The organism is Mesorhizobium sp. M7A.F.Ca.US.011.01.1.1 (assembly GCF_003998295.1).
Lineage (GTDB): Bacteria > Pseudomonadota > Alphaproteobacteria > Rhizobiales > Rhizobiaceae > Mesorhizobium.
The window spans coordinates 59,732-83,226 of record NZ_RZRT01000009.1; the positions used below are offsets into that span (position 1 = coordinate 59,732).

The window sequence follows — 23,495 nt, forward strand, 5'->3', positions numbered from 1 at the left end:
CAATGGCATACAGCGATCCGACCTATGTAATATTTGACGGCGATGAAGACGCTTGGGCATACCGCTTTATGAAAGGGTGGAACGCCAGCGAGAATGTGAGTTTTGAATTCGCGAACGCTCACGATCTGGACAATATGACGAGCCGAGCACAGGACGAAGATTATGTTAAACGCAATCTTCGCAACAGAATGAATGGATCGAGCCAGGTACTTGTCCTGATCGGTGAGAAGACGAAAAACCTTTTTCGCTTCGTGCGCTGGGAAATGGAATTGGCTCTTGATCTAGGTCTGCCGATAATCGCAGCAAACCTTAACGGCTCGCGGCAACAAGATGTGAGCTGTCCGCCTATCATCAGGGACAAATGTGTTGTGCACGTGCCGTTCAAGATGAAGGCCATCAAGCACGCGCTAGCCAATTGGCCGAGCGAATTTCATCGGCTTTCAAACGCTCAGCGTGGCGATGGCGCCAGGAGCTATGGCGAAAGCACCTATCGCGATCTCGGCTTATAATCGCCACCTAAAAGCACTTAGCCGCCCAAACATCCTCGCCATCCGCTGGCGGCGACTAGCCTTAGCAACGTCCGCCAGCGTGTTCCGAGCTTGCCGAGCGATGATAAGAAGAGCACGACGTCCGATTTGCTGAGTTTGGCTGAAAGCTGCAGGTCATGTGCAACCTATTAGAGGAGCCCCGCTCGAAGCGTCGGATCGTCAGACAAGATCATGTCGCGCGAGGGCGCTGGTTTCGCGAGGAAAAGGAGCGGCTGTTCGATGTTTGAGGCTTGATCCAGCGTTTCGAGACTGCACGAGCGGCCAGCATTGATGGAGGCAGCTTTTCAGGCCGCGCAATTCTGTCGGCTCGCCCCCTCCTGCGAGCCGCAGCTCGGCTCGCCCTGCGCAGCAACCACGAATTTGCGATCGCAAGAAAGGCAACACGCTGACGATAGAACTTGGCGGCGCTGGTCGGCTGCGAATCAAGATGTCAATGGCAAGGAGCTCTCGCCGCGCGTCTTTGCCGGGCCGAACCTTCTGGCTATGCTCCTTCGAGAAGTCTGCCGAGCACCAGCCGCCGCACCGCCAAAGCTATCAATATGCGCGAGGGCACGACCTCAGCCTCTCAGCGCTGGCCAACCAGGTTGGAGCCTGTGCCGCGGCACGGAACCCGCTGCCTGCTGATCGAGGCGAATGTGCTTTGCCCCTGATCACCTCATTACCACCCTTGGGAAGGGCAAGACCGATCCGGACCGTCAGAATGTAAGGGATGACCGGCAGTTCGGCGGAACATGGCCGCCGGCGCTCTATCGTGCCTCGCGCGGCCGGCGGGAACAGCGTCCCGAGCGCTATTCATCCGTCAATATCGCCCGCTAATCGGGCACTATGCTGGGCGCATGCGCGTCGTAAGCTGTTCGTGTTTGCAGGACGCGCCCCCGACCCTCGGCTAAGGCGAAGGTGACGCCTTAGTTTTCACGGCAATTCGGGCCGATCCCGCGAATTTCACGGCGAATAACCTGCATTCCCGAGAAACTCAAGGGACGTTTCCGGTATGCTATTTGCTAAACAGGTGGCTGGCCGAGTGCCCTCCGCCAATTTATCGCGAGGAGAGGGACATGCGCTTGAGCAATCTGGGAACCGAGCAACTCCGGGAGAAGGATAGAAGCTTCGTCTTCCATCCTTCTACGCATCTGGCCAAGCACAGCCGAGGCGAAACGCCAAATAGGATTATGGCCGGTGCGGAAGGCGTCTATATCTGGGACACCGAAGGCCGAAGGAGCCTCGACGGTTTCGGAGGACTCTACTGCGTCAACATGGGATATGGATGCACGGAGATCGCCGAGGCCATTGCCAGGCAAGCACACGAATTGCCGTTCGCGCACGTCTATGCCAGCCAAGGTACGGAGCCGGTCGCCCTGTTGGCAGAGGCCGTGGTCGAGTATTTCGGTCAGAACATGCGAAGGGTCTATTTCGGCCTCTCCGGTTCCGATGCCAACGAAACCAACATCAAGCTGGTCTGGTACTATAATAACATTCTTGGCCGGCCCGAAAAGAAAAAGATCATCTCGCGAAATCGCGGCTATCACGGGTCTGGATTGGTCACGGGTAGCCTAACTGGCCTTCCCTTCTTTCACAATTTCTTCGACCTGCCTCTGGATTTGGTGCGCCATACAACCACGCCGCACTATTACCGCCAGGCGCGTGTCGAGGAGAGCGAGGAAGCGTTCTCCCGGCGCTGTGCCGATGAGCTTGAAGCCTTGATCCTGGCCGAAGGACCGGAAACGGTTGCAGCTTTTATCGGAGAGCCGGTACTTGGGACAGGAGGTATTGTGCCGCCCCCCAAAGGGTACTGGACGTCCATTCAAGCGGTGCTCGACAAATACGATATCCTTCTAATCGCGGATGAAGTGGTCTGTGGCTTCGCGCGAACCGGCGAGAAGTTCGGTTCCCACCTGTATAACATGCGTCCGGATTTCGTGACCATCGCAAAGGGTTTGAGTTCCGCCTACCTCCCCATCTCCGGGTCAATCATTGGCGACCGTGTCTGGTCGGTTTTGGAACAAGGAACTGAGAAGCACGGCGCACTCGGCCACGGCTGGACATATTCGGGGCACACGCTTTGTGCCGCAGCCGCGCTCGCCAATATTCGACTGCTTAAAGAAAAAAATATTCTGGAGCATGTCCGCGATGTTGGACCGTATTGGCAAGACCGGATGAAGGCCGAGCTGGCGGGACATCCCATCGTTGGTGAAGTTCGCGGAGTGGGTATCCTGTCGGCCGTAGAGATGATGCGGGACCCAAAACAAAGGATACCATTCGAACCCGACCTTCAGGTCGGGGTGCGCACTGCAGCTGCTCTGTTTGAGAATGGTGTCATCGGACGGGCCATGCCGCATGGCGACATCCTCGGTTATGCCCCCCCCCTGATCATTACCCGAAAAGAGATCGACATCATTGTCGACGCGACGGTAAAGTCGGTCGATACCACCTATCGCGCGCTGAAGGCCGAGGGTGCCGTATGATTTTGCGATCGCGAAGGAGCGAGTCCGGAGGCAGGCATGTCCCTGCGCGCTACTGCGCCGAGCAGACCCAAAACTGTTGAATTCCAGATATCTGATCTTGAGCATGCTCCGGGCTATTTCAGTCACGATTTGTAACCGAATCAGTTCTGCCGCCGCTGTCCTGTTGCCCAACGACCAGGACCTCTGTGCGGCGCGCCCTGCGGGTGTACCTCCCCGCCGGCAGGGCGCCCTTTTTGACCCACGTAATCAGTATCATTATGGCCCGTGCGGGATCGAGGGTCTGGTAAAGGTCATCTGCACGTTCCGATGCAGATTGAGCTTAGACGTGCCCTTTACATCATTGCAGCGGGCCATAATCATTGCGGTGAATTTTATCACGTCAGGTATATAGAAGGACGATACTCACACGCCACCCCGTTCACAAGGAAAGGCATTTTAATATTGTTGAGACGATTTGCCTATCAAAGAAAAGAAAGCATCGCAACACTTCTTTGCGGATCACGGCGCCCCGGGTGGGGGATGAGCGGCTATCCGAATTGTTATGCTAATGCCGACCCAAATTCCTGCAAAAGCTGGGGTCAATGATGGCTTTTGGTCAGCGCAGGATGATTTCTCCTGATTTGGTCGGTGCAGGGGCGGTCATGATTTAATGCATGGAGATTCTCTGATTGAGCTGTTGAGATCATGAGGCGTCTGCCAGACGCCCATCGGGTGAGCCCAGCATGATTGGGATGACCGACGAAGATCGAAAGTGTGGCAGCATTCTGGAGCCCGGTCAGCCCAGCGACGCCCGCGAATTCAATCACGTTTGTCGGGACATACACGACGCAGCCGGAAGGCGTGCAGAAAGAGGAAGAATCGAGCGCGACGATGACGAGGCACATGCCACTTGTTTTCGAGACATTCCTTGAAAGACTGTCACAGAGTATCGATGAGGCAGATTTCCGGGATGCCATGGCTGAGGCGGCCGGACGACTTGACCTAATCTTCTTTGCCTACCTCTCCTTGCCAGCACGGCCTTCCGGCAAACCGAGGTTAATTTCAAACTATCCACCCCGCTGGACCAGACAGTATCTGGAAAATCAGTATGAGAAACTCGATCCTGTGGTCTTGCGTGCTCGAAATGGCGGCTGCCCGTTTCACTGGGGATCGAATTTGGGAGGCGATAAAATGTCGCCGGCTCAACAGCAGCTATTCGATGAGGCGGCTCAATTCAGCATCTGCTGCGGTTTGACGATCCCAATTGTCGATCTCCGCGGCCGCATCGCTGCGGTTACTTTTGCCGCCGATGAGCCTCGTCCAGTATTTCTTCGGGTCGCTGAGCGGTACGAACAAGCTCTTCAACTGATGGCGGCCTGCTTTCATCGTTGCGTTCGCCGCAAATTGCCGAGCGATCGAACAGTGGATGGGGTTTCGCTGACATCCCGCGAATATGAGTGCCTGAGGTGGGCAGCGCGGGGTAATTCAGCCTGGGTGACCGGCCGCATCTTGGGTATCAAGCCACGCACGATCGCTTTTCATTTGGACAATGCCAAGAAGAAGCTAGGCGTGCGAACCCAAAATCAGGCTATAGCCCTTTTGGGGTCCGAAGGGTCCTCAATTGTCTGAGAAGCTTTTTGATCCCCTTGTGCTCGGGCCATTCGATCGCGCGCTTTGTATCGAGCGTTGACTGGATGCCGAGATCTTCTGTTCCGCCGGCTCGGGCGATGCAGCCGTATTCTTCCAGTCCGCGCCGGTGATCATAGTCTATGGGTGCTCGAGCGGGTGTGTCGTCGCTGACGAGCTAGTTGTGGAGCCTCAACAGGTTGTCCTCGGTTAGAGCGAGGCGACTGATAGGTGTTTTGGACTTTAGGCTCCCGTGGGGACGGTGCCAATTGTATCTGTGCAGCCAGACCGGCAACTCTGCGGCGCGGTGATCTGAAGTCGGATAAGCGATGGCATAAGCCCATTCGCGCAGTGCTGTCTGGATGAAGCGCTCGGCCTTGCCATTGGTCTTGGGTGTATAGGGTCTTGTCCTGACGTGCTTGAGGCCGAGATCGCGGCAGGCCTTGGCGAAGGCCTTTGATCTGTAGCAGGAGCCGTTGTCGGTCATGACGCGGGCTATCGTGACGCCGAGGCTGGCGTAGTAGGCCACCGCCGCCTTGAGGAAGGCGATGGCGCTTTCTTTTTTCTCGTCGGGCAGGATCTGCGAGAAGGCGATGCGGGAGGCGTCGTCGATGCAGACATGGACGAACTCCCAACTGCTGCCGCGCGAGCTGGCATTGCCGGTGCGCTTGCCGGTAATGCGATGACCGATGCGCTCGAAACGACCGAGCTTCTTGATATCGATATGGATCATCTCGCCAGGATGCTCGCGCTCGTAGCGTCGGATCGGCTCGGCCGGTTCGATATCCCGCAACCGCGACAGTCCGGCACGCTTGAGAACCCGGCTAACGGTGGCGGGCGAGACGCCGACCTCATGGGCGATGTGCTTGCCGGTCCAACGTTGCCGCCGCAGCGCCATGATGCGCTCGGCGATCAACGCAGCGGTGGCCTGCGGCATATTGGCGGGCCGCGAGGAACGGTCGATCATGCCGGCCCGCCCTTCGGACTTGTAGCGCTCGACCCAGCGCGCCACGATCTTGGCCGACACGCCGTAGACACGCGCCGCATGGGCTTTGGAGAAAGCGCCTTCTATCACCGACAGCGCCATCTCCTCTCGACGCAGCGGTGTGAGACGGGCATTCTTATGGATGTTCATTCGGACCCTCCGGTGAGTGCTGAAGCTTGGTAACTCCAGTCTCCCCGGTCCGGTCCGAATGGACAACCTCCCGAAAGCTCACAGCTAGTCGTGCGGTTATATAGTTTCCGAGGATGGCCCGCTTGCATACCTGCCTGCCGGTAATCTCTAACCCTTGACTTAGGGCGATGGCTATCGGTTATGCGGCTTGAAAGCGAAGAGGTGGACCCTTCGTCGAGCGCCGGTACGATATGGAGTGCTGCTCCGGGCTAATACCCATCCAGACAGAGCGGAACCTTCTATCACGTCAGACGCTCGGACAGTTGCCAAACCCCGATTTCCTGGGAACTGAATTGTGCTCGCCACCGGGTCCATTTTGCCGGCGCGTCTGTGGTGCAGGCCCCGATCAGCCTGACCAATGGCACAGGAACGCTTCTATGACCGAGCACTGCGAATTTGTCAGCTGGCGAACAATTCCTTGTAGCCGCTCGTCACCATCCAGTTCGCACGGTCGAGATGACTACGAAGCGCCTTCCTGGCGCGCTCCGGTTCAAGTGCCGGATCAATGCCGAGGATCAGTTGGGCCATTTCCTCTTCGGGCGCCTCATCGGCTGAGGCGTCCAGGAGCCTCATATAGATGGTAAAGTGCGCCCTGTCGTAGGCGGTAAGACGGTCAGACCAAGGGACTTCGTCGAGCAGTGTTGAGCTTTGAGTCCTATCTGTTCCCGTTGATTGATTCATGTCTGCCGCGAACCTCGCATGTTGATCGCTGGATCCAAGGCAGAATATCCCAAAATGGGATAATCCGAAACGGGGATTAGTCGCTGAGCCGGTCTCTACCTGCCGGTTCACCTAAATGCCCAAATCTCTTCGATCTCCCCGCCACCAGCGGTTTCTGGCCCAGTTGATCTCACTGCGCAATGTCAAAGGGCTGACGCAGGCGCAGGTGGCTGAGAAGCTTGGTCGTCCGCAATCTTTCGTGGCGAAATATGAGGGTGGCGAACGGCGTCTCGATGTCATTGAGTTTCTCGACGTAACTGCGGCCCTCGATGCTGATCCGTGTGAGATTCTGTTGAGCCTGCGCACGTAGTGGGCGCCCGCGCCCATCACCGCGCGTGCCGTGTGCCGGTGGGTCGAGCCCCGATTTTCTTGGCTCTGGCGTCTCGACCATTCCGCTGCGCCTCCTAGCGCGTCGTTAGACTCTCGCAATTCGCTCTGTTTTGTGCCTTTCTCAGCAGGTGGCGCCGCATCCTTCTAGGCCCGCCGCGGCGTCCCGCAACCCTTAGCCAGCTGTGAGCTTTCAGTAGGTTGTCCATCCGGCCCTTCGGATGCGGTGCGGCTCAGACGGCGGACCCGTTCCTGTCATGATTCGCCGCCGCACCCATTCCTGGGAAGCAGCCATTGGCGAGCGGAGGACAAAATGATGAGACAGCGAAGCGCTGGGCCATCCGCGCTGTGGTGATACGTCGATGCATGGCGGTTGCGCGACTTCGTTGCTTGAAGCGAAGCGACCGCACCGCCCATTTCGTCAACTGGCGAACAAATCCTTGTAGCCGCTCGTCACCACCCAGTTTGCACGGTCGAGATGACTGCGAAGAACGTTGCGTGCGCGCTCAGGTTCGCGTGCCGGATCAATGCCGAGGATCACTTTGGCCATTTCCTCTTCAGTGGCGTTGTCGGCCGAGGCGTCCAGGAGCCTCATATAGGTTGTAAAGTGGTCCTTGTCGTAGGCTGTAATGCGGTCCGACCAGGGGACCTCGTCGGCGAACGGCGTGTTCGATCTGGGCTGCAACATCGCTAATTCTATCTCCGGCCAATGGACCCGCGAAGCCCTGTGCCTGCTAAATGTGGATTACATATTATAGTTGATAAACTCAAGCCGCCTGATCCGCTGGCTTGCGTGCATGGATATGCGCAAGTTGGTCGGACGGAATGTGCAGAGGATCAGGCAAAGGAAGCGCCTGACGCAGGAGCAGCTTGCGGAGATTTCCGGGTTCAGTCAGCAGTACATCAGCGGCTTGGAGAAAGGCCGAAGAAATCCGACAATTATCACGATCTATGAACTGGCATTGGCCCTCGGCGTCAGCCACATGGATCTGGTTCGGCCCGACAAACAGGCATGATACACCCGCCCTCCAAGTAGCTGGCCGCCTGATGGCGCGCGCCGGGTGCTCGTGAACCCAGGCTTTTCTTAGGGTCCCCCGGCAGCCCCTGCCATTTGGCTCGCCCTGGCCCGGCGCACCCTATTGGACAGTCGGCCGCTGCGGTTTTTGTCAGCCTTTCCTGGGGCGGTCGGCATTGCCTTTTAGGCCCGCCGCGGCCTCCCGCAACCTTCGCTCTCGCTTCAGGTCCTTCTCTTGGTTACGATCCTTCGGATGCGGTTCGCCTCTTTCAGCGGGCCTAATCGCTTTCTGCCGCCCACCCCACGGGGACAGCCACGCGAGACTAGTATGGAGCGTTGCGGTTAGCGCACGAACAGCAAAGGAACTGAAAAAACAGGCAACTGTCGAAGCATGGCTGAACCAGCCATCGTGTCGGCATCTTGGAGCCGCGTGTTCGCCTTGAGGCCCTGCCGGTAGGATCCCTGCAGTTGAAGTCATTGTCGGCATTCTGACAACAATGGACATGAACCGCCGAACTATCAAGGCGACCAGGTTGTTGTCTAGCAATGGTTTTCCGAATCGGCACGGCACTTGCGTTACCAAAAACAAGTACGCCGCGGCACGGATCGCCCAAGAGGCTGAACGACCTGATCTGTTTGACCCTCGCAGCAGGGGTGGATGGCTAACACAAAGGAAACTTTGAAGGTGGACGTTTTCGAAAGTTCTCCAATACCTGTCAGGAAAACACGGACGCCATCTTTCTCGGTGGATCTAGCCTTGCTGGGAGTCGCATTCGTTTGGGGGGCGAGCTATCCGGTCGGGAAAGGCGCACTGTTCTACGCGCCGGTTTCGATACTTGTTCTTTATCGCTTCCTGATTACTACGATCATTACGGCAGTGGCTGCAAGACATGAGATCGCATTGGTCTCCTGGGGCGATTTCATCCGCGGCTTCGCATTGGGAACAATACTTTTTTGCATCTTTATTGCTGAAACTTACGGCGTTGCATCGACAAGCGCAATGAACACGGCCTTGATCATATCGCTTTGTGTGATTTTCACGCCGAGCATCGACTATGGGCTATCACGGCGACTTCCACCTACGGGCATTTTGGCAAGTGCTGCCATAGCGTGCATCGGTGTCGGCATTCTCACTGGCGGGATCAGCAGGTTCAGCCCGGGTGACGCGCTTGTCTTGGGGGCCGCGATTCTGCGAGCGGTTATGGTCGTTTCCACCAAACGCCTTCTGGCCGGCCGGCAGATTTCATCTGCAGCCCTGACGGCCATCCAAGGATCGACGGTGGCAACACTTACTTTCGTTTTGGCCGTCGCTCAGTTCGGAATTTCAGGCCTTGTTGTGAGGGCCACCCTTCAGTTTTGGGGCGCTGTTGCCTTCCTTGCACTCTTCTGCACCCTCGCTGCATTCTACATTCAAAATGCCGCAGTGAGAAAATCCACACCGACACGGGTTGGCTTCTTGATGGGAACAGAACCTTTTTTTGGTTTCGTTCTAGCGCACCTTCTTCTGAATGAGCCTTTGACAGTACCGAGCTTGATAGGCGCAGGCCTCGTCCTCGCTGCGACGTTTGCTGGCATCTGGTTTGAGAGCAGGACATCCAAATGAACCCCATCTTGGCTTCCACCAAACCCGCCATCGGCGGCATTTCGAGTTTTGAAGATCTGGAGGCTTTTCCGGACCGAACCGCACCAGTTGCAACCATGTTCAGCGGCGGTCTCGACAGCACCTATCTTCTCTACAAGCTGCAAAGCCTTGGCTTTGCGAACATTGAAGCTGTCGCAGCGGATGTCGGAACGCGCATCGATCAGCCTTTGTTGGAACGGACGGCAGCCATGTTCGGCGCGCGCTTTGTCTGCCTCGAAGGGCGGGATGCCTTTGTCGAACAAGGCGTGAAATCAGCCATTCGAGCCCACGCCAAGTACCTTGGCATCTATCCGTTGAGCAGTTCGTTGAGCCGTCCCATAATCGCATCTTTGGTTGTTAATCATGCTAGGTCAATCAACTCACGGCTGGTTCTTCATACAGCAAACCTTTCTCAAAACAGTCTTCCGCGCCTTAACAATAGCATTAAGCGCTCAGGATTTTCCGGCAACTTCGGCAGTCCGTATGAATGCTCTGTGATATCCCGACAACAGAAGACCTCCGACCTGTCCAAGTGTGGAGCGACTTTTGTGGCGGACCGCACGTGGAGCGCGGACGAAAACCTCTGGTGTCGGGAATTCGAGTCGGGGCCTTTGGAAGATCCCGAGAACTTTTCCATCCCCGAGGAGGCATTTGCTTGGACGCGCCACATTCCCGCAGAGCAGCCGGTAGAGATCAAACTCGGGTTTGCAGACGGAAGTCTCGTGTCAATTGATGACCGTGATGTTGCATTGGTCGACGCAATCCCGTTCCTGAATAACACGGTCGGCAAATTCGGGCACGGCCGCTTTGTCGGGCTTGAACACATCACAACCGGCCAAAAGGTTCTCGAAGTCCGCGAGGCCCCTGCCGCGGCCATTATCTTCGACGCGCTGCGTCACCTCGAAACCGCTTCTCTTGACGTGGCATCAATCGTTTTGAAGCAAGGGCTTGAGCAAGCCTGGTCCCAAGAGGCGGTTTCAGGTGCATGGGGCAGTACTATTCACCAGATGTGCGAACGGGCCATTGCATCCGCCCTCGAGGGCGTTAGCGGGAGCGTCAGCTACATAGTCGATCACACACGCTTTTTACCTCGGTCGATCCGAGCCAGGACGCCGAGATACATTAGGGACCGCGACCTTTGGGAATACCAAGCCGCAACCCACATAGCGTTGTCCAAAGCGTTCCGTCCTCGCCAAGTCACCAAAAGGGAGACACCCGTGGAAAACAACGCACCCCAGGCGCCGGCCAACCTCAGTCAACAATGCACTGACGGTCTGGTGACAAATGGATGGTGGTTTTCAAAAGGCGAGCGCGCCGAAGCCTGCTTTGGCATCGAAATTGATGCAGCCTGGAAGAACTTTGCTGACCATTGGAATCGACTTCTTCTCGATGAATACATGCGTGACGGCGGAACATATCGTTACCGGCGCTATAGCGCTTTTGAATATGACGCGACTGACGGAATCTTTAGGCTCCTACCCCACGCCCCCTACGAACAATCAAAAAGTGTCAATCATCTGAATGGCGGCTTCAAGCGCCACTTCGAGCCCCTTGAAAACTCCTTTATAGACCATCCCGTCTTAGAAAAGATTCTGACAGGTTTCTGCAGAATTCTATGTGAAGCCGCCCGACATGATCGTTGGAATATCAAGATCCATCCCTACCGGATTGTCGCGCGCGATGGTGTAAATGGCAAACCGGCACCCGAGGGCCTTCACCAGGACGGGGTGGACTTCATTGCTTGCTATATGATTGGGCGGGTCAACGTCACCGGCGGCATGAGCATGATCACCGACGCCTCAAAGGAGTTCCTCGGCGAGGTCGAAATGAACTCCCCGAATGATTTTGTGATCTGCAACGACCGCGAAACCTTTCACGATGTATCGTCGATTGTGGCCGAAAACCTGAAAATGCCGTACGCTTATCGCGACGTCCTTGTGATCGCCTTCGAGAAATTATAACGCCCAGCGCGCCGAGAGCATTTTCAACAAGGTTCAATACTGCTTGGTATCCTCTCGGGTGTTCCTGGTGCGGGAACAATGCAGGATTAATTTCTTGCATCTAAACACCTAGATAGCAGTTTCGCCTCTCTGGTATGATGGTTTTTGGCCTCGCGGATCTCGCGTAATACGAATGACCGTGGACACCCCCGATCTTCGCAAGAAAGTGAGAAATTATCCTCATGCTGTCCGACGAGGTGGTCTGCGGCTTCGGAGGCACCGGGAACTGGTTTGGTAGCCAGACATTTGGGATGGAACCGGACATGCTCTCGATCGCCGGGGGGCTTTCATCCGGTCACCTGCCCATTGGCGGCGTCATTATCTCGACAAGATTTATCAATGCGCCGCTGACGAGGCCCACAAGGTCGGCGTGTTCGGTCACGGTTTCACCTACTCCGGTCATCCGGTGATAGCGGCCGTCGCCGCCGAGGCGATCAGGATCTACAGCGAGATCGATTTCGTGACCCAGGCGCGTCGTCTCGGCGATCACTTGCATGGAGCCCTCGCGGACGCGCTCGGCGACCATCCGCTTGTCGGTGAAGCCCGCGGCCGCGGCTTCATCGCGGGGGTTCAGATCGTCGAGGATCGTGCGCCCGTCGCGTCTTCGCGCCCGAGCTGAGGATCGGCGATGTCGAGCGGCGGTGCCGCGAGCACGGCGTCATGATCCGCAATATGGGAGAAGTGCTTGGAATCTGTCCGCCCTATATAATCACCGAAAGCGAGATCGACCCCTTGGTTGACGGCATTCGTTCTGCACTCGACGGCGCCGCTGCTGCGAATTCCCGGGTCGGTCGGGTGGCATGAGTTCCAGCATTAAGACCGACTGCTTCACTTCAGTGGATATTATCGAGCAAACGCTCACCCGAGGGGTGCACTTCATCCGTGTCCGGTACAAAACGTCACCCATGTCTCAGGTCGGGCACGCCGCTCGCCAACGACACCGAGTTCGGCCTCGCGGCCTACTTCTACACCGGCGATCTCGGTCGCGCCTTCCGCGTGATGGAAGGACTGAAGTACCGGCGTCAATGAAGGCCTGATCACCACGCCGGAGGTGCCGTTCCGCGGCGTCAAGGAATCGGGCCTCGGCAAGGAAGGCGGCCTCCAGGGCATCGTGGATTATCTCGACACCAAACATGTCTGCATCGGCGGTCTCGGCGTCTAGTGGTTCCCGCCTGACATAGGAGTCCAATCAGAGATTCCCTTTCTGGCCTGCGCGTGCGAGTCTGGCGCATGCGCACAGGAAGATCGTTCACCGTTTCGTCGGCCGATCGCGTCCGTCTGACGGCGCTGATCAGGGATCGCAACGCCCCGCAAAAGCATGTCTGGCGCGCCGAGATAGTGCTTTTGCCCGCCGACGGCGTCGGCACCGGCGAGGTCATGCGCCGCATCGGCAAGTCGAAGACCGACGTCTGGCGCTGGCAGGAGCGCTTTGCCGCGGAAGGCTGTGACGGGCTGCTGCGCGACAAGACGCGACAGTGGCGCATTCCGCCGCTCGGTCCCGATGTCGGCGAGCGCGTCGTGGCACTGACGCTTGCCGATCCGCCGGGCGAGAGGACCCACTGGACCGCCGACATGATGGCGCAAGCCGCCGCAATCAGCGCCAGCGCCGTCAGGCGCATCTGGAAGGCGCATGGTCTCGCACCCCACCGCTGGCGCCAGGTTCAAGCTCTCCAATGATCCGAAGTTCGTCGACAAGTTGCGCGCCGTCGTCGGCCTCTATCTCGATGCGCCGGCCCATGCCATCGTTCTGTCGGTCGATGAAAAGAGCCAGATCCGGCGCTCGACCGCACCCACCCGGCCTGCCGATGAAGAAGGGGCGGCTCGGTACGATGAGGCACGACTACAAGCGCAACGGCACCACCACCCTGTTCGCCGCCCTCAACGTCCACTATTGTCCCGTTGACGAGAATATCATCTTAGTTGCTTGTAAAAATTTGTTCTCCACTTCCGTCTCCATCGTATCTCAGTCAACGCGATGGAGCAGGAAATGACTACAAACATTGTGAAACTGGAAGAAGGCAGGGCAATCGGCTCTAATCGTGACGTGCCGCTGTCAGATCATGAGGCGGAAGCCCTAGGGCATCTTGCGGTGGCGCTGAGTGGCATTTCGACGACCATTCGGTCCGCCGCCTACAAACACGCGCTAAACTCTAGTCACGCGATGAAGCCCCTAAAGGAGACGGAGGACGCGCTTACCGACTACGACGCCTTGGCGAGGGCGGCGGGCCGAAAGCAGCCGAAAGCGGCGGAGGAGGACGACAGGAAGGGGGACGCCCTAGCGAGAGAGGCCGCCGCACAGGTCAGCAGGGTCGATCAGACCCGATCTTCCCGCTGGAGCAGACCGCGAAGGGTACCGGTGGCATCAACGGACTACGTTCGGCAGGTGGTCATGGCAGATAGTCAGCTTGGAGCAGTGTCGGCACTGGTAAACGCGCGGCGAGTGGCTCCAGAACGCTTCCATGCTTCTGTTCCCAGTGTAGATAATAATCCGGATGCTCCGCTTCTGACCTCTTTTTCGGACTATCTGAGCAGGGTGTGCGGACTGGAGTCAAAGTCCCGCGAAGGCGTTCTCCTGGGCAGCCGCCGCTTTCTGGATTGGTTCCATCACCACCATTCCCGGCCAAGCCCTCGGCGCGTTGACGGCTGAGCATGTCCTTGCCGCTGTCGAACATCGGCTGTCACTATCGGCGACCTCCGGTACCCGCACCGGCAGCAACTTCTCACATCGTATTGGGCTGGCCACCACGACCAGAATCTCGCGCGCGTCGTCCCCAGGACGCCCCACTGGCGTTTGGCTCATCTAACCCTCGAACTCGGCTACGGCCCGTCGACGGTCTTCTTCACATGGGTCGGATTCGACGAAATGGACGAGGTCACAGGCGACGGCCATGCTGAACTGCTCGACGACGGCTCCATCGACATCACCTTCTATCACAACGGCGACGAGGCAATCCTCAAGGCCAAACGGGACACTTCTTCAACGGCCTGCTAGGAGATCCGTGTTCGCCTTGCGCTGACAAAGAAGCTCACACATGACGTCCGGGAGACGATGCTGGCAAATGGTCTGGCTGAAGCATTCCACCCACAATACCAAAGCCCGTCCCGATCCAAAGCGCTTCTAAGCACTCCACCTCAGGCGCAAGGCCGGTTGGCCAGTGCATCTTCTTGGTCCGCCGGAAGAGAACCCCGCCCGACAATAGCTTCATGAGGTCTTGCGCTGCAGTGTCGACCGTAAAAAAGGGCGCGCGAGGCGCCCTTCATTTAAACCGGCAGTCGGGAAGCAGACTTCACTCTGATATTCAAAAGCGGTAGGTGACACCTGCGCCTATCAGCCAGGGATCGAGCTCCGCCTTCCCCGTCAGCTTCGCGCCGGTCACCGTGACGTCGAAGTCCGGCTTCAGGAAAAGCTTCTTCACGTCGAAGTTGAGGCCCCAGTGCTGGTCCACCATGTAGTCGAATCCGACCTGCAGCGCCGTGCCGAACGTGTTCTTCACCTTGAGAGCATCAGCGCTGCCAGTGTCCTGGTTGTAGAAGATCGTGTAGTTCACGCCGGCGCCGACATAAGGCTTGAACGCGCCGAGATCGGTAAAATGGTACTGCAACGTGAGTGTCGGCGGCAGCAGCCAAACTTTGCCGATGTTGCCCAACCCTCCGATCGTCCCTTGGCCCGCGATGTTGGCATAAGTGGTACCGAGTATGAGTTCGGCGGCGATGTTGTCGGTGAAGAAATACGAGATATCGAGTTCCGGCGTCACCGTGTCCGAATACGAAAGACCGGAGCCGGGAAGCGTATCAACGTAGCCCAGATCTTTCGTAACGACGCCCAACGCCCGCAGGCGGACCTGCCAAGGGATTGGCGCTTCGGTGACCGAGGCTCCCGTCTCCGCCAGGACGGTCTCTGCTTGCGCAGGCTCCGCGGCGACGGCCTGCTGTCCCACCATGATCAGGGCCACCGCCGCTGCTGTTGCCCGCGCTACGCCCATTCGCGTTCTCGCCATGAGATTCACTCCTTGATGTTCAGAAAGGATGCACTGCACTATTTCGTCTCCTGCTCGAATGAATTGTTGATGGACCTCAAATGCCCCTCTTGCGTTGCAACGCGTTCCGCCGTCTCCGGAGGGTGATCGTTGAAGCCGATTGCGCTGCGGAGAAAATTGGTGCCTAGACTGATGAATGCGGCTTGCTCCCGATTGTCCTCGCCGCAGCCGTGCCCGCCTGCGCTGGCCTCGTAGAAGTAAGCGGGATAGCCAAGAGCCTGCAGTTTTGCGGCCATCTTGCGCGCATGGCCCGGATGGACGCGGTCGTCGCGTTTCGTGGTGGCGATCAGGATAGGCGGATAGGGCTGTCCCGGCGCTGCGGCGTGATAGGCGGAGATTTCCTTCAGGAAAGCCCAATCGTGAACCTTGTCCGGATCGCCATATTCGTCGATCCAGCTCGCGCCCGCCAAGAGCTTGGTGTAGCGACGCATGTCGATAAGCGGTGCTGTGCAGAACAGAGCCCCGAAATGCTCAGGATAGCGGGTCAGCATGTTTGCGATCAGCAGGCCGCCATTTGAGCCACCCTCGGCGGCAATCCGCCTCGGCAGGGTGATGCCCCTTCGCACGAGGTCGGAGGCAACGGCGGCGAAATCGTCGTGGGCGAGACGCTTGCCCTCCCTGCGCCCGGCTTCGTGCCAGCGGGTGCCGAACTCGCCGCCGCCGCGGATGTTCGCCTCGACACACGTGCCACCGCGCTCGAGCCACAGCTTGCCCAGCGGGGAGTTGTAGTAGGGCAGGAATGATACGCCGAACCCGCCATAAGCGGAAAGGTGAATCGGAGCATCTCCGTTCCCGTTCGCCGGACCAACCTGCGTATAGGGGATCAGCTCATGATCGATAGAGACTGCCTCGTGGCGCGTGACCACCAGTCCGGATGCATCGAAATTCTCCGGGCTGCGCTTCAGGATTGCTGAAGCGCTGAGAGACGGCGCGGCATTCAGATCGAACAGCAAGAGCTGCGGCGGCGTGATCGGATCCTGAGCACAGATCAGGACCTCTCCATTGGTCTCGTGAACTGCCGCATCGAATGACCAGACGTCGACAGTACCTTCGGCGGGCAGGGTGTTCAGGACTCGGCGCGTCCATTCCTGGTGGCCGGGAGTGAACATCTCGAAACGCGGTGCGAGATTGACGAGGTAAGAGATAATGAGCTTCCCGTCATTCCAGAAGAATGACTGCATGGAGCGCCTTTCCCCTGGTTGAAACAGGGTCTCAAAACGGCGTCCGCCGGCGAGGAAAGTGGAAAGCGAGATGACGATCAGCGCGTCGGCGGGATGGGTGGTGCCTCCCACCGTCCAGGGCTTGCGCGGCCTTACCGCCAGCCAGTCGCCGAAGACCCGCCACGACGCGTCGCGAGGAAGATCGATCTGCCTCCTCGGCCCGCTCCTATCGCCGATCCAGCTGATCTTCTCGAAGAAGGCCGGCTGCTCGATGAACCAAAGGCGCTCGCTGCGGCCGGTGCGGTCCGAATGACCAGACACTTGGAAGCTTTCGAACCCGGCCTCGAAGATTGCCGGCGTGGTGAGGGGATCCGCGTCACGCTTCCACAGTCGAACTGTGCGCGCATAGCCGGAGCGGGTGGCCATGCCATTACCAAGCGCACTGGAAAGCAGAAGCGTGTCAGGGTCCAGCCAATTAACGTAGCCTTTGGCCTCGGGGAGGTTGAAGCCGTCGGCGACAAAGCTCAGAGAAATCAGGTCGAATTCGCGATGCACGACCGCGTCGCTGCCGCCGCGCGACAGGCGCAGAACGGCTCTTTCCCGTCTCTCCGGCTCGATGGACGCGCCGTCCCAGATCCAGTCCTCTCCGTCGCTAGCCGCGAGAGCATCCAGATCGAGCAGTAGCTCCCATTGGGGATCCGCCTTCATGTAGGCGGCAAGGGTGGTCCGGCGCCACAGTCCGCGTGGATTACCGTCATCTCGCCAGTAATTGTAGAGGTACTGACTACGGCGCGCGATCAGGGGAAGATTGTCGCGATTGTCGAAAATGGCTGTCAGAGCCGCGCGGTCGCGCTCGAACTGCGTTCCACCGAAGTGCTTCAGAGTCCTTGCCGATTGGCCGGCGGCCCAGGCAAGTGCCCGCTCGCCCTCTACATCTTCAAGCCAGACATAGGGATCGTCGTCGGGAGCATCAAGCGTTGGACGGACATCAAATGCGTTCATGTCCGGACAGCCTTCAGAAAGAAGGGATAGAGGCTTCCGTCGGCTCGGGAACGCTCAGTGTCGGTAGCGGCGCCCACATGTTCGAAAAGCGTGATCATTGATGAGTTCTTCCAGTCGGTGCGGCATCGCAGTGCTTTTGCGCATAGGGCCGCAACCTTCGTGCCAACTGGGAAAATCGTTTCGGAACAATGCGATCGCTCTGGAAGCGTTGTGTCACATGTCCGACATCGTCGAGAATCCGACAACGAGTGCTCCTCCTAATCACCGGATCAACCTCCGGCGCCAGTCGTGGACACTGTGCAGAACTCGAGAAGTGAAGCTCATTGGAGTGAACCTGGTTGACGCCCAACATCTTCGCTCTGGAGCGCTTCACGCACACGGATTCATGGCAGACACCATGATGCGATCGATGCTGTTAGAGACCAAGCTGGCTGCGCCTGTGAGTTTCAGCCGCCAGCTGGAAGCAGCGGAGTTCTGAGGAGAAGGGTGGGGGGCCCAAGCCCTGCCGCAATCTTGGCCTGCACCGTCCCCTTGATTGTTGTGGGTCAACGTCTGCCTGCCCGCTGAATTTGGCACGCCTTACACCTACGTCACGACCAAGACCTTCCTGTTGCACTTCGGCCTCGACACACTGCGGGATTTGCCCGATTTCGAGGCGATTGAGGTTGCCGCGCTGCTCAGCAAGGAGAAGCTGCTGGCGGGCGATACTCCCATCGGGCTGGTGAGTGGTGGAGGAGGTGAGGAGCGACACTCCAAGGCCAGGACGGGCTAGCGCAGCAGATACATGGAAGTAATCGCTTGATATGAGCGGTTGAGAGTCGAATCAGGGAACTATGCGATCACTATCGATAAGAGGTGGCAATATCGATCGTGATTGTATCGGGCCACTCTACGGCGAAGGAGGCGGCAACTTGTGTCTCCGACCCGAAACGATTACCTTGCGGCCATTATGAGCAAGCATTTGGCATCCGTCTTGACGACGTGAACGCGCCCTGCAGCGTACAGCTGGACGACGCGGCGCTGGCCGATTGCTTTGCGGATCTCGATTTGGCCAAGCAGCATCCCGCTCATGTCAGCGCCTTTCTCGGCGAGGTCCCTCTCGCCCAGCAAGTCGAGTTCGCAACCGCGCACCACATTCGCGGTCGACGAGATGAAGGCTTTTGCCGCCAAGTTCTCTGCCTGGTCCGGCGAAAGCTATCCGCTCGCCGCATAATGGCTGGACATGATAGCCGACGCCCGTCCCGAATGGCGGCGGCTTTTTCGTATTATATCGACCTGATCGACAAGATGCGGCGGAACAGGGGTCCACGTGCGATGCGGCCAAAGCGGATCCAGCTCTCGAGCGCGACTACGGGGTAGGTGTGGTCGCTGGAGCCGCGGCCGACCTCGACCTCGCGCCAGCCGGTCTTGCCGCGCAGGGTGACCAGCAGCCCTTGCCGTCAAAAATCTCGATCCAGCTGGCGCCATCGCTGTTGTCGTCGCGCATGACGTCGAGACCGACGATCTCGGAGCGCCGCAGGCCGCCGCCACAGCCCAGGAGCAAAATAGCGCGGTCGCGCAGGCCCTGAGGTCGTGGCCGAGCGTGGCGATCATCGCCAGCAGATCGTCGCCAGGACCGCCTCTTTCTGCCGCGGTGGCTTTGCGTGCTTGCGGCGAATGCCGGCAAGAACCTTATAGATATGCCGCTCCGCGCGGTCCAACGGCCGGCCGCGCTGGGTAAAGTTCCAGGCGAGGCCGGAAAGCCGCCGCTCGATGGTCGCAAACTAAAGGGCAGGGGCGCCACGCTTCGGATCGCCGGCGGCGGTGCCCGAGGCACAGGCGCTGATATTGAGCCTGATCACCTTCGAGCCCGGAGGCAGGGGATCGAAGCCAGCGCGCCGGCACCAGGAGGAAAAATGCCGCCAATCCTTGGGGTAGGCGTCGCGCGTGTTCTCCGAGGTGGCGTTGTAGCCCCTCGCGGTCTCGACCAGTTCCTGGACATGCGCCGGGACTCTTTGAGCCGGGTCTCCATCTCCTTGTAGAGCTTGTCAAGCTCGCCATCGACTGGCTTCAGGTCGTCGATTGAACATTGCGTCATCATAGGCTTTGTGCCTTGTTGTAGCAGGCATCGTCCGTTCGCGCGGCGGACACAGACATCACCGTCGCTGAGCCGAGAACGACGGTAAAAGAAAATGCACTCACTGACTTCATAACCAATCTCTTTTGCGGGTGATTTAGAAACGGACGCCGAGCTTGGCGCTGAACCCGTGTGTCTGGGCATCCGAGGCGATCTGTCCCTGATAGGCGATGCCGAACGTCGCGTTCTCGGTGATGTTTACGTCAAGCCCAGCTTCGAGCAGAGCTGCGTTCTTTGCGATCGGCACGCCCTTGATGGCGAAGGAGGAACCGCCAGCAAAGGCAAGAGCGGTATCCGGCCTGACGTCGCCGAAGGCGTGGCGCCAGCCAAGACCGCCGCGCGCGGTAGCAGTCACGGTGCCGAGGGTCAGTACCGTCGACGCACGCAGACCTAGCGTGGTAAACGCCGTGTCGCTCGAGCGATCCCCGCTCGACAAGGCGGCTGCGCCGCCATTCTCGGTGAAGCCATCGGCGTCAAAATTCACATAAGCGAGATTAGCGTAGGGCTCGAAGGAAGCCGAAGCCGTATTGATACGGTAGCCGAGCTCGCCAAAGGCCTGGAACGTGCCGGCGTCGTAATCGGCCGAAAGGCTGTCGGCGAAGCCTGGAAAGACCACGGACCTGCCGGTCTCGATGCTGTGCCAGGTATAGGCAAGGCCGGAACGAAAACCGAGATTGCCGTTCTGCGTGCCGGCAAAAAGACCGAGATGGTAATTCTCGCTCGAGCCCGACGACGCGCGATCGTCCGCCTCCAAGGAGGTATGGCTGTAGCCGCTGATGAGGCCGAGCCGCCAGCTTTCGCCGACAGCCGCGTCACCGCCAGCCAGAAAGCCGCCTGTCGAGTGATCGAGACCGGCGGCATTGCCGTCGCTGTCGAGATGACCCCAGGCGCCGAAGCCACGGCCCCATACGGCGAAATTCTCACTCGTTGCCGGGGCCAGTTCCAGACCACCCAGCCCATAAGTCATCACCGGAACGCTGGAGGCACCGACGCCGTCGAACGCCGCACGGATCCGTTCGCTCGCGGCATCGCGTACAGAATGACTGTCCTCGATGAGGCCGCTATGAATGGAAGCATGAACCTCGCCTGATAGCATATCGAAAGCGTTGCGGGCTTCCGGCGCCGTCAGGAACAGGATGTTGTCCTGGATCGGATTACCGCTTCCAAGCGCCTGAGCCGCTGCGGCGACCGAGCGTTGATTGAAGGTGCTGGCTACATCGGCAAACGCCGTCGATGTGCGGCTGATATCGAGATAGACATTGTTGGCATCGTAGACGAGCTGGAAATCGACGAAGGGCGTCGCGTCTGTCGCCAGAGCCCCCGTCAGCCCGCCATAGGTGCCGCTTACGCCGCCTGCTGCGGAGAGCAGAGTATATCGGGCATCGACCGATAGCGTTCCCTGCCGCAGCAGCTCGATCTGCGCGCCGCTGTCGATCGCCGCTGCTCCGCCAACATCGATGAGATCGGACGACCTTGCGAGGTCGACCTGATAGATCGATCCGGACTGCTGCGCGAAATCGCCCGTGACAGTCAGTGTGGTGACGATCCTGCTCGGATCGGTCGCACTGCCAGGAGCGACCGTGCCGCCCTCGGAAATGGTGACCGCACCGTAGGTGCCGCCGCCTGCGACGACACCGCCGCTGTTTGCGATAGCCGTGCCCCCGATCTGCCCGTCATTCCCGAGAAAGCCGGACGTGGTCGCATCATGGGAAAGCACACCTGTATCGGCAAGCAGCAATCCCGCGCCGGAACCGACCGTCGTCATGCCGGAAAAATTGTTCTTTCCGCTCAGCGTTTGCACGCCACCGGCAACGAATAGTTTGCCGCCCATATTATTGTTATCAACGTCGAGGTCGTTGATGCTGCCGGCGAACGTGTCGTTCGAATCCGTTAGCACCAGGGTACGCTTGCCCAGTTCGACCGTTCCGCTGCCACTCAGGCTACGAATACGGGCATCGTTGTAGGCGTCGGAGATTCCCCAATAGTCGCTGCCATTTCCATGTTCGGAGATATCGAACGTGCCGTCTGCAACGACTTTCGCTGACCGTTGGATGTTGCCGAGCCCCGCAAGCGAGAGATAGGCATCCTGAGCAATATTCGTCTCGCCGGTGTAGGTGTTGACATTCGTCATCCGGACCACCGTCTTTGTATCAAGCGTCAGCGATCCGGAGCCGGAGACGACACCCGCTATGCCGAACCCGCCCTCATTCCCCATGCTCGTCGTGATCCTGCTCAGACCGGTCCCTTCGGGTGCGGATGAATCGGTAGAGAAGTTGCTGGCAGTGACGAAATGTGACGTATAAGCGGTATACTTCTTCTCCAGATCGAAAATGACCGATCTGTTTTTGAAGAAGTCAAGACCGGCAACAAAACTGGTCTGGTCATTGGGTTGTTCCGTCGTGCCGCTGGTGTAGGTGAAGTCGATATTGTCCAGCCTTACCGGATCGCCATCCGTTCCTGCGATTGTAACGCTCGGGATGTTGCCCGATGCGCTTACGATCTCGCGTTGCTCATTTCTCCGAACATTTTTAAGTTTGACGCCCGCATCCTGAAATTGCTTCAGCATCGCATCACTGATCTCCAGACTGCCACCGCCCGGTGTGCCGGTGTCGAGCAATACCGCGGTCTTGTTGGGGTCGGTGATTGGTGGGGCTCCATCCTTAACCGTGTACTGCAGATTGTAGCTGCCTTCGTATTCGGTCGAGGCATTGGCGCCAGAGCCAGGAAAATTCTGATAAGAATCCTGATCTTTTTCCTCGGGTTCTCCCCATGGCATGGCATTAGTATATTGGGCCCGGAGGCTTGGATTGAGGTTGACAATCGTGCAGGGGGAACAGCCAGGCGTTTGGTCGCTCTCGGAATCCGGATTCACATTGGCGGAGACCACGTAGCCAGACCTGGTGACACTGCCCATCATGCCCCAGACACTTGTCTTGCCAAGAAAATCGCCGGCCCCGAATGTACCTGCGAAATCGCCGCCTTCGTCTGCCATCTTGCCAGCGGTCATTTTCGCCCGCTGCTCCTTATCGGCGTGATAAGGTTCTTGGAGATCCTGACCATACATATCTTTAAGTCCATCCGTCACGGATCCCGGCGTGCACTTAAGATTGTTGTCCTTGCAATACGCATGGGTATAGACAAAATCGAGAATGCGAGCAGCCCGGTATTTCTTATCGCTTACAGACGGCCCGTCGATTGTTATCTTTTGATCTGGATCGACATATGTAAATTTATCAATTTCCACGTTCTGAAGCTTATTACCATACGTTCCGTCCCCGTACGTATATACGTAAGGCGTGTCGGCAATCGGGCGGACCCCGGTCACCTCTGACCCGATCTGCGTGTTGAGCTGGTCCGAGCCCGTGTCGAATACGTATCGCTGCGCGTTGCCATTGTTGATCTTGGCCCAGATGCCCAGGCGGTCATGGCCTTCCCCGACATACTCCAGCGGGATCGAAATCGGGTCGTCGGCCAACGCTTCTCCAGTTGGAAATGCTACCAGACCCACCCCGAGAGACACAGCCGGCAGGAATACCGTCGTCATCGCGGTGGTTGCCGCCAGAAAGTTCTTTGTCCTGAAACAAGCCTGCATACCTGGTCCTCGAAAAAGTCTCGCAAACTGATTGTTCATTGGAACGGCCTCCTGAATTGTTTAACGAGACCCTTTATGGCGGCCCTGGCTGACAACAGCCTGAAAGCTGCAAGCGG

General features: G+C 58.3%; 19 protein-coding genes and 5 pseudogenes. 16 read left to right on the forward strand and 8 right to left on the reverse strand.

Annotated elements, in window-relative coordinates; translation table 11 throughout:
* The first annotated feature begins 2 nt into the window (after positions 1 to 2).
* The 4 genes and pseudogenes from EOA13_RS12625 (at position 3) to EOA13_RS12635 (ending at position 4,618) form a co-directional block, all read left to right on the forward strand.
* Complete coding sequence (locus tag EOA13_RS12625) at positions 3 to 509, forward strand: TIR domain-containing protein (protein WP_063169304.1); 507 nt, start codon at positions 3 to 5, stop codon at positions 507 to 509.
* Between the two features lie 483 nt (positions 510 to 992).
* Positions 993 to 1,413: pseudogene (locus EOA13_RS38685) on the forward strand (transposase); the annotation flags it as partial.
* 190 nt (positions 1,414 to 1,603) lie between these two features.
* Positions 1,604 to 3,010 carry an aminotransferase gene (locus tag EOA13_RS12630; RefSeq protein ID WP_063169303.1) on the forward strand — a complete coding sequence of 469 codons (1,407 nt, stop codon included), beginning with the start codon at positions 1,604 to 1,606 and terminating at the stop codon, positions 3,008 to 3,010.
* Between the two features lie 870 nt (positions 3,011 to 3,880).
* Positions 3,881 to 4,618 carry a LuxR family transcriptional regulator gene (locus tag EOA13_RS12635; RefSeq protein WP_082826574.1) on the forward strand — a complete coding sequence of 246 codons (738 nt, stop codon included), beginning with the start codon at positions 3,881 to 3,883 and terminating at the stop codon, positions 4,616 to 4,618.
* Between the two features lie 175 nt (positions 4,619 to 4,793).
* Here the strand turns inward: EOA13_RS12635 and EOA13_RS12640 are convergent, their stop codons facing one another.
* The gene (locus EOA13_RS12640) at positions 4,794 to 5,750 is read right to left on the reverse strand and encodes an IS481 family transposase (protein ID WP_063169302.1); all 957 of its coding nucleotides are present in this window, start codon (positions 5,748 to 5,750) and stop codon (positions 4,794 to 4,796) included.
* Between the two features lie 438 nt (positions 5,751 to 6,188).
* Positions 6,189 to 6,470 carry a DUF2285 domain-containing protein gene (locus EOA13_RS12645; RefSeq protein WP_063169301.1) on the reverse strand — a complete coding sequence of 94 codons (282 nt, stop codon included), beginning with the start codon at positions 6,468 to 6,470 and terminating at the stop codon, positions 6,189 to 6,191.
* A 115-nt stretch (positions 6,471 to 6,585) separates the two neighbouring features.
* Here EOA13_RS12645 and EOA13_RS12650 point away from each other — a divergent pair, with 115 nt between their 5' ends.
* Positions 6,586 to 6,819 (forward strand): helix-turn-helix transcriptional regulator, encoded by a 234-nt coding sequence (locus EOA13_RS12650; protein ID WP_082826573.1) that lies wholly within the window; start codon positions 6,586 to 6,588, stop codon positions 6,817 to 6,819.
* Positions 6,820 to 7,257: 438 nt separating this feature from the next.
* Here EOA13_RS12650 and EOA13_RS12655 read toward each other — a convergent pair whose 3' ends face one another.
* A complete protein-coding gene (locus EOA13_RS12655) occupies positions 7,258 to 7,524 on the reverse strand; it encodes a DUF2285 domain-containing protein (RefSeq protein ID WP_063169299.1) in 267 nt (88 codons plus the stop codon).
* Positions 7,525 to 7,633: 109 nt separating this feature from the next.
* Here EOA13_RS12655 and EOA13_RS12660 point away from each other — a divergent pair, with 109 nt between their 5' ends.
* The 9 genes and pseudogenes from EOA13_RS12660 to EOA13_RS12695 all read left to right on the forward strand — a co-directional run bounded on the left by EOA13_RS12660 (position 7,634) and on the right by EOA13_RS12695 (position 14,464).
* On the forward strand, positions 7,634 to 7,852 hold the full coding sequence (locus tag EOA13_RS12660; protein ID WP_029354714.1) for a helix-turn-helix transcriptional regulator: 219 nt from the start codon (positions 7,634 to 7,636) through the stop codon (positions 7,850 to 7,852).
* A gap of 657 nt (positions 7,853 to 8,509) precedes the next feature.
* A complete protein-coding gene (locus tag EOA13_RS12665) occupies positions 8,510 to 9,454 on the forward strand; it encodes a DMT family transporter (RefSeq protein WP_082826572.1) in 945 nt (314 codons plus the stop codon).
* A complete protein-coding gene (locus EOA13_RS12670; RefSeq protein WP_063169298.1) occupies positions 9,451 to 11,433 on the forward strand; it encodes an argininosuccinate synthase-related protein in 1,983 nt (660 codons plus the stop codon). Before EOA13_RS12665 ends, EOA13_RS12670 begins: the two co-directional genes overlap by 4 nt.
* Positions 11,434 to 11,654: 221 nt before the next feature.
* The gene (locus EOA13_RS39375) at positions 11,655 to 11,882 is read left to right on the forward strand and encodes an aminotransferase class III-fold pyridoxal phosphate-dependent enzyme (RefSeq protein ID WP_263485461.1); all 228 of its coding nucleotides are present in this window, start codon (positions 11,655 to 11,657) and stop codon (positions 11,880 to 11,882) included.
* The gene (locus EOA13_RS39380) at positions 11,843 to 12,091 is read left to right on the forward strand and encodes an aminotransferase class III-fold pyridoxal phosphate-dependent enzyme (RefSeq protein ID WP_063169297.1); all 249 of its coding nucleotides are present in this window, start codon (positions 11,843 to 11,845) and stop codon (positions 12,089 to 12,091) included. Before EOA13_RS39375 ends, EOA13_RS39380 begins: the two co-directional genes overlap by 40 nt.
* Before the next feature lie 308 nt (positions 12,092 to 12,399).
* Positions 12,400 to 12,634, forward strand: a pseudogene (locus EOA13_RS12680) (aldehyde dehydrogenase family protein); the annotation flags it as partial.
* A gap of 68 nt (positions 12,635 to 12,702) precedes the next feature.
* Positions 12,703 to 13,358, forward strand: a pseudogene (locus EOA13_RS12685) (IS630 family transposase); the annotation flags it as partial.
* A 101-nt stretch (positions 13,359 to 13,459) separates the two neighbouring features.
* On the forward strand, positions 13,460 to 14,119 hold the full coding sequence (locus tag EOA13_RS38690) for a hypothetical protein (protein WP_063169296.1): 660 nt from the start codon (positions 13,460 to 13,462) through the stop codon (positions 14,117 to 14,119).
* 144 nt (positions 14,120 to 14,263) lie between these two features.
* Positions 14,264 to 14,464: a hypothetical protein gene (locus EOA13_RS12695; protein WP_244514237.1), complete on the forward strand. Its 201-nt coding sequence runs from the start codon at positions 14,264 to 14,266 to the stop codon at positions 14,462 to 14,464.
* 307 nt (positions 14,465 to 14,771) lie between these two features.
* Here EOA13_RS12695 and EOA13_RS12700 read toward each other — a convergent pair whose 3' ends face one another.
* Together EOA13_RS12700 and EOA13_RS12705 are read right to left on the reverse strand one after the other, a co-directional pair.
* On the reverse strand, positions 14,772 to 15,470 hold the full coding sequence (locus tag EOA13_RS12700; RefSeq protein ID WP_063169295.1) for an OmpW family protein: 699 nt from the start codon (positions 15,468 to 15,470) through the stop codon (positions 14,772 to 14,774).
* 38 nt (positions 15,471 to 15,508) lie between these two features.
* Positions 15,509 to 17,671 (reverse strand): prolyl oligopeptidase family serine peptidase, encoded by a 2,163-nt coding sequence (locus EOA13_RS12705; protein WP_082826571.1) that lies wholly within the window; start codon positions 17,669 to 17,671, stop codon positions 15,509 to 15,511.
* A 217-nt stretch (positions 17,672 to 17,888) separates the two neighbouring features.
* Between EOA13_RS12705 and EOA13_RS12710 the strand changes: the two genes are divergently transcribed.
* Complete coding sequence (locus EOA13_RS12710) at positions 17,889 to 18,149, forward strand: hypothetical protein (protein ID WP_095769041.1); 261 nt, start codon at positions 17,889 to 17,891, stop codon at positions 18,147 to 18,149.
* 93 nt (positions 18,150 to 18,242) lie between these two features.
* Positions 18,243 to 18,443: pseudogene (locus EOA13_RS12715) on the forward strand (SMC-Scp complex subunit ScpB); the annotation flags it as partial.
* 161 nt (positions 18,444 to 18,604) lie between these two features.
* Here EOA13_RS12715 and EOA13_RS37900 read toward each other — a convergent pair.
* The 3 genes and pseudogenes from EOA13_RS37900 to EOA13_RS12730 all read right to left on the reverse strand — a co-directional run bounded on the left by EOA13_RS37900 (position 18,605) and on the right by EOA13_RS12730 (position 23,418).
* Entirely contained in the window at positions 18,605 to 18,841 is a 237-nt protein-coding gene (locus EOA13_RS37900; protein WP_063169293.1) for a hypothetical protein, read from the reverse strand.
* Positions 18,842 to 18,957: 116 nt separating this feature from the next.
* A pseudogene (locus EOA13_RS38695) lies at positions 18,958 to 19,641 on the reverse strand (integrase); the annotation flags it as partial.
* Between the two features lie 243 nt (positions 19,642 to 19,884).
* Positions 19,885 to 23,418 carry an autotransporter domain-containing protein gene (locus EOA13_RS12730; RefSeq protein ID WP_082826570.1) on the reverse strand — a complete coding sequence of 1,178 codons (3,534 nt, stop codon included), beginning with the start codon at positions 23,416 to 23,418 and terminating at the stop codon, positions 19,885 to 19,887.
* Positions 23,419 to 23,495: the final 77 nt, after the last annotated feature.

Bases quoted from the DNA above. Each gene is read 5' to 3' on its own strand.
- EOA13_RS12635 (WP_082826574.1), top strand. From the start codon at position 3,881: ATGACGAGGCACATGCCACTTGTTTTCGAGACATTCCTTGAAAGACTG.
- EOA13_RS12660 (WP_029354714.1), top strand. From the start codon at position 7,634: ATGGATATGCGCAAGTTGGTCGGACGGAATGTGCAGAGGATCAGGCAA.
- EOA13_RS12645 (WP_063169301.1), bottom strand. From the start codon at position 6,470: ATGAATCAATCAACGGGAACAGATAGGACTCAAAGCTCAACACTGCTC.
- EOA13_RS12705 (WP_082826571.1), bottom strand. From the start codon at position 17,671: ATGAACGCATTTGATGTCCGTCCAACGCTTGATGCTCCCGACGACGAT.
- EOA13_RS12665 (WP_082826572.1), top strand. From the start codon at position 8,510: ATGGCTAACACAAAGGAAACTTTGAAGGTGGACGTTTTCGAAAGTTCT.
- EOA13_RS12625 (WP_063169304.1), top strand. From the start codon at position 3: ATGGCATACAGCGATCCGACCTATGTAATATTTGACGGCGATGAAGAC.
- EOA13_RS12670 (WP_063169298.1), top strand. From the start codon at position 9,451: ATGAACCCCATCTTGGCTTCCACCAAACCCGCCATCGGCGGCATTTCG.
- EOA13_RS38690 (WP_063169296.1), top strand. From the start codon at position 13,460: ATGACTACAAACATTGTGAAACTGGAAGAAGGCAGGGCAATCGGCTCT.
- EOA13_RS12710 (WP_095769041.1), top strand. From the start codon at position 17,889: ATGTCCGACATCGTCGAGAATCCGACAACGAGTGCTCCTCCTAATCAC.
- EOA13_RS12630 (WP_063169303.1), top strand. From the start codon at position 1,604: ATGCGCTTGAGCAATCTGGGAACCGAGCAACTCCGGGAGAAGGATAGA.
- EOA13_RS12655 (WP_063169299.1), bottom strand. From the start codon at position 7,524: ATGTTGCAGCCCAGATCGAACACGCCGTTCGCCGACGAGGTCCCCTGG.
- EOA13_RS12640 (WP_063169302.1), bottom strand. From the start codon at position 5,750: ATGAACATCCATAAGAATGCCCGTCTCACACCGCTGCGTCGAGAGGAG.
- EOA13_RS39375 (WP_263485461.1), top strand. From the start codon at position 11,655: ATGCTGTCCGACGAGGTGGTCTGCGGCTTCGGAGGCACCGGGAACTGG.
- EOA13_RS12700 (WP_063169295.1), bottom strand. From the start codon at position 15,470: ATGGCGAGAACGCGAATGGGCGTAGCGCGGGCAACAGCAGCGGCGGTG.
- EOA13_RS12730 (WP_082826570.1), bottom strand. From the start codon at position 23,418: ATGAACAATCAGTTTGCGAGACTTTTTCGAGGACCAGGTATGCAGGCT.
- EOA13_RS12650 (WP_082826573.1), top strand. From the start codon at position 6,586: ATGCCCAAATCTCTTCGATCTCCCCGCCACCAGCGGTTTCTGGCCCAG.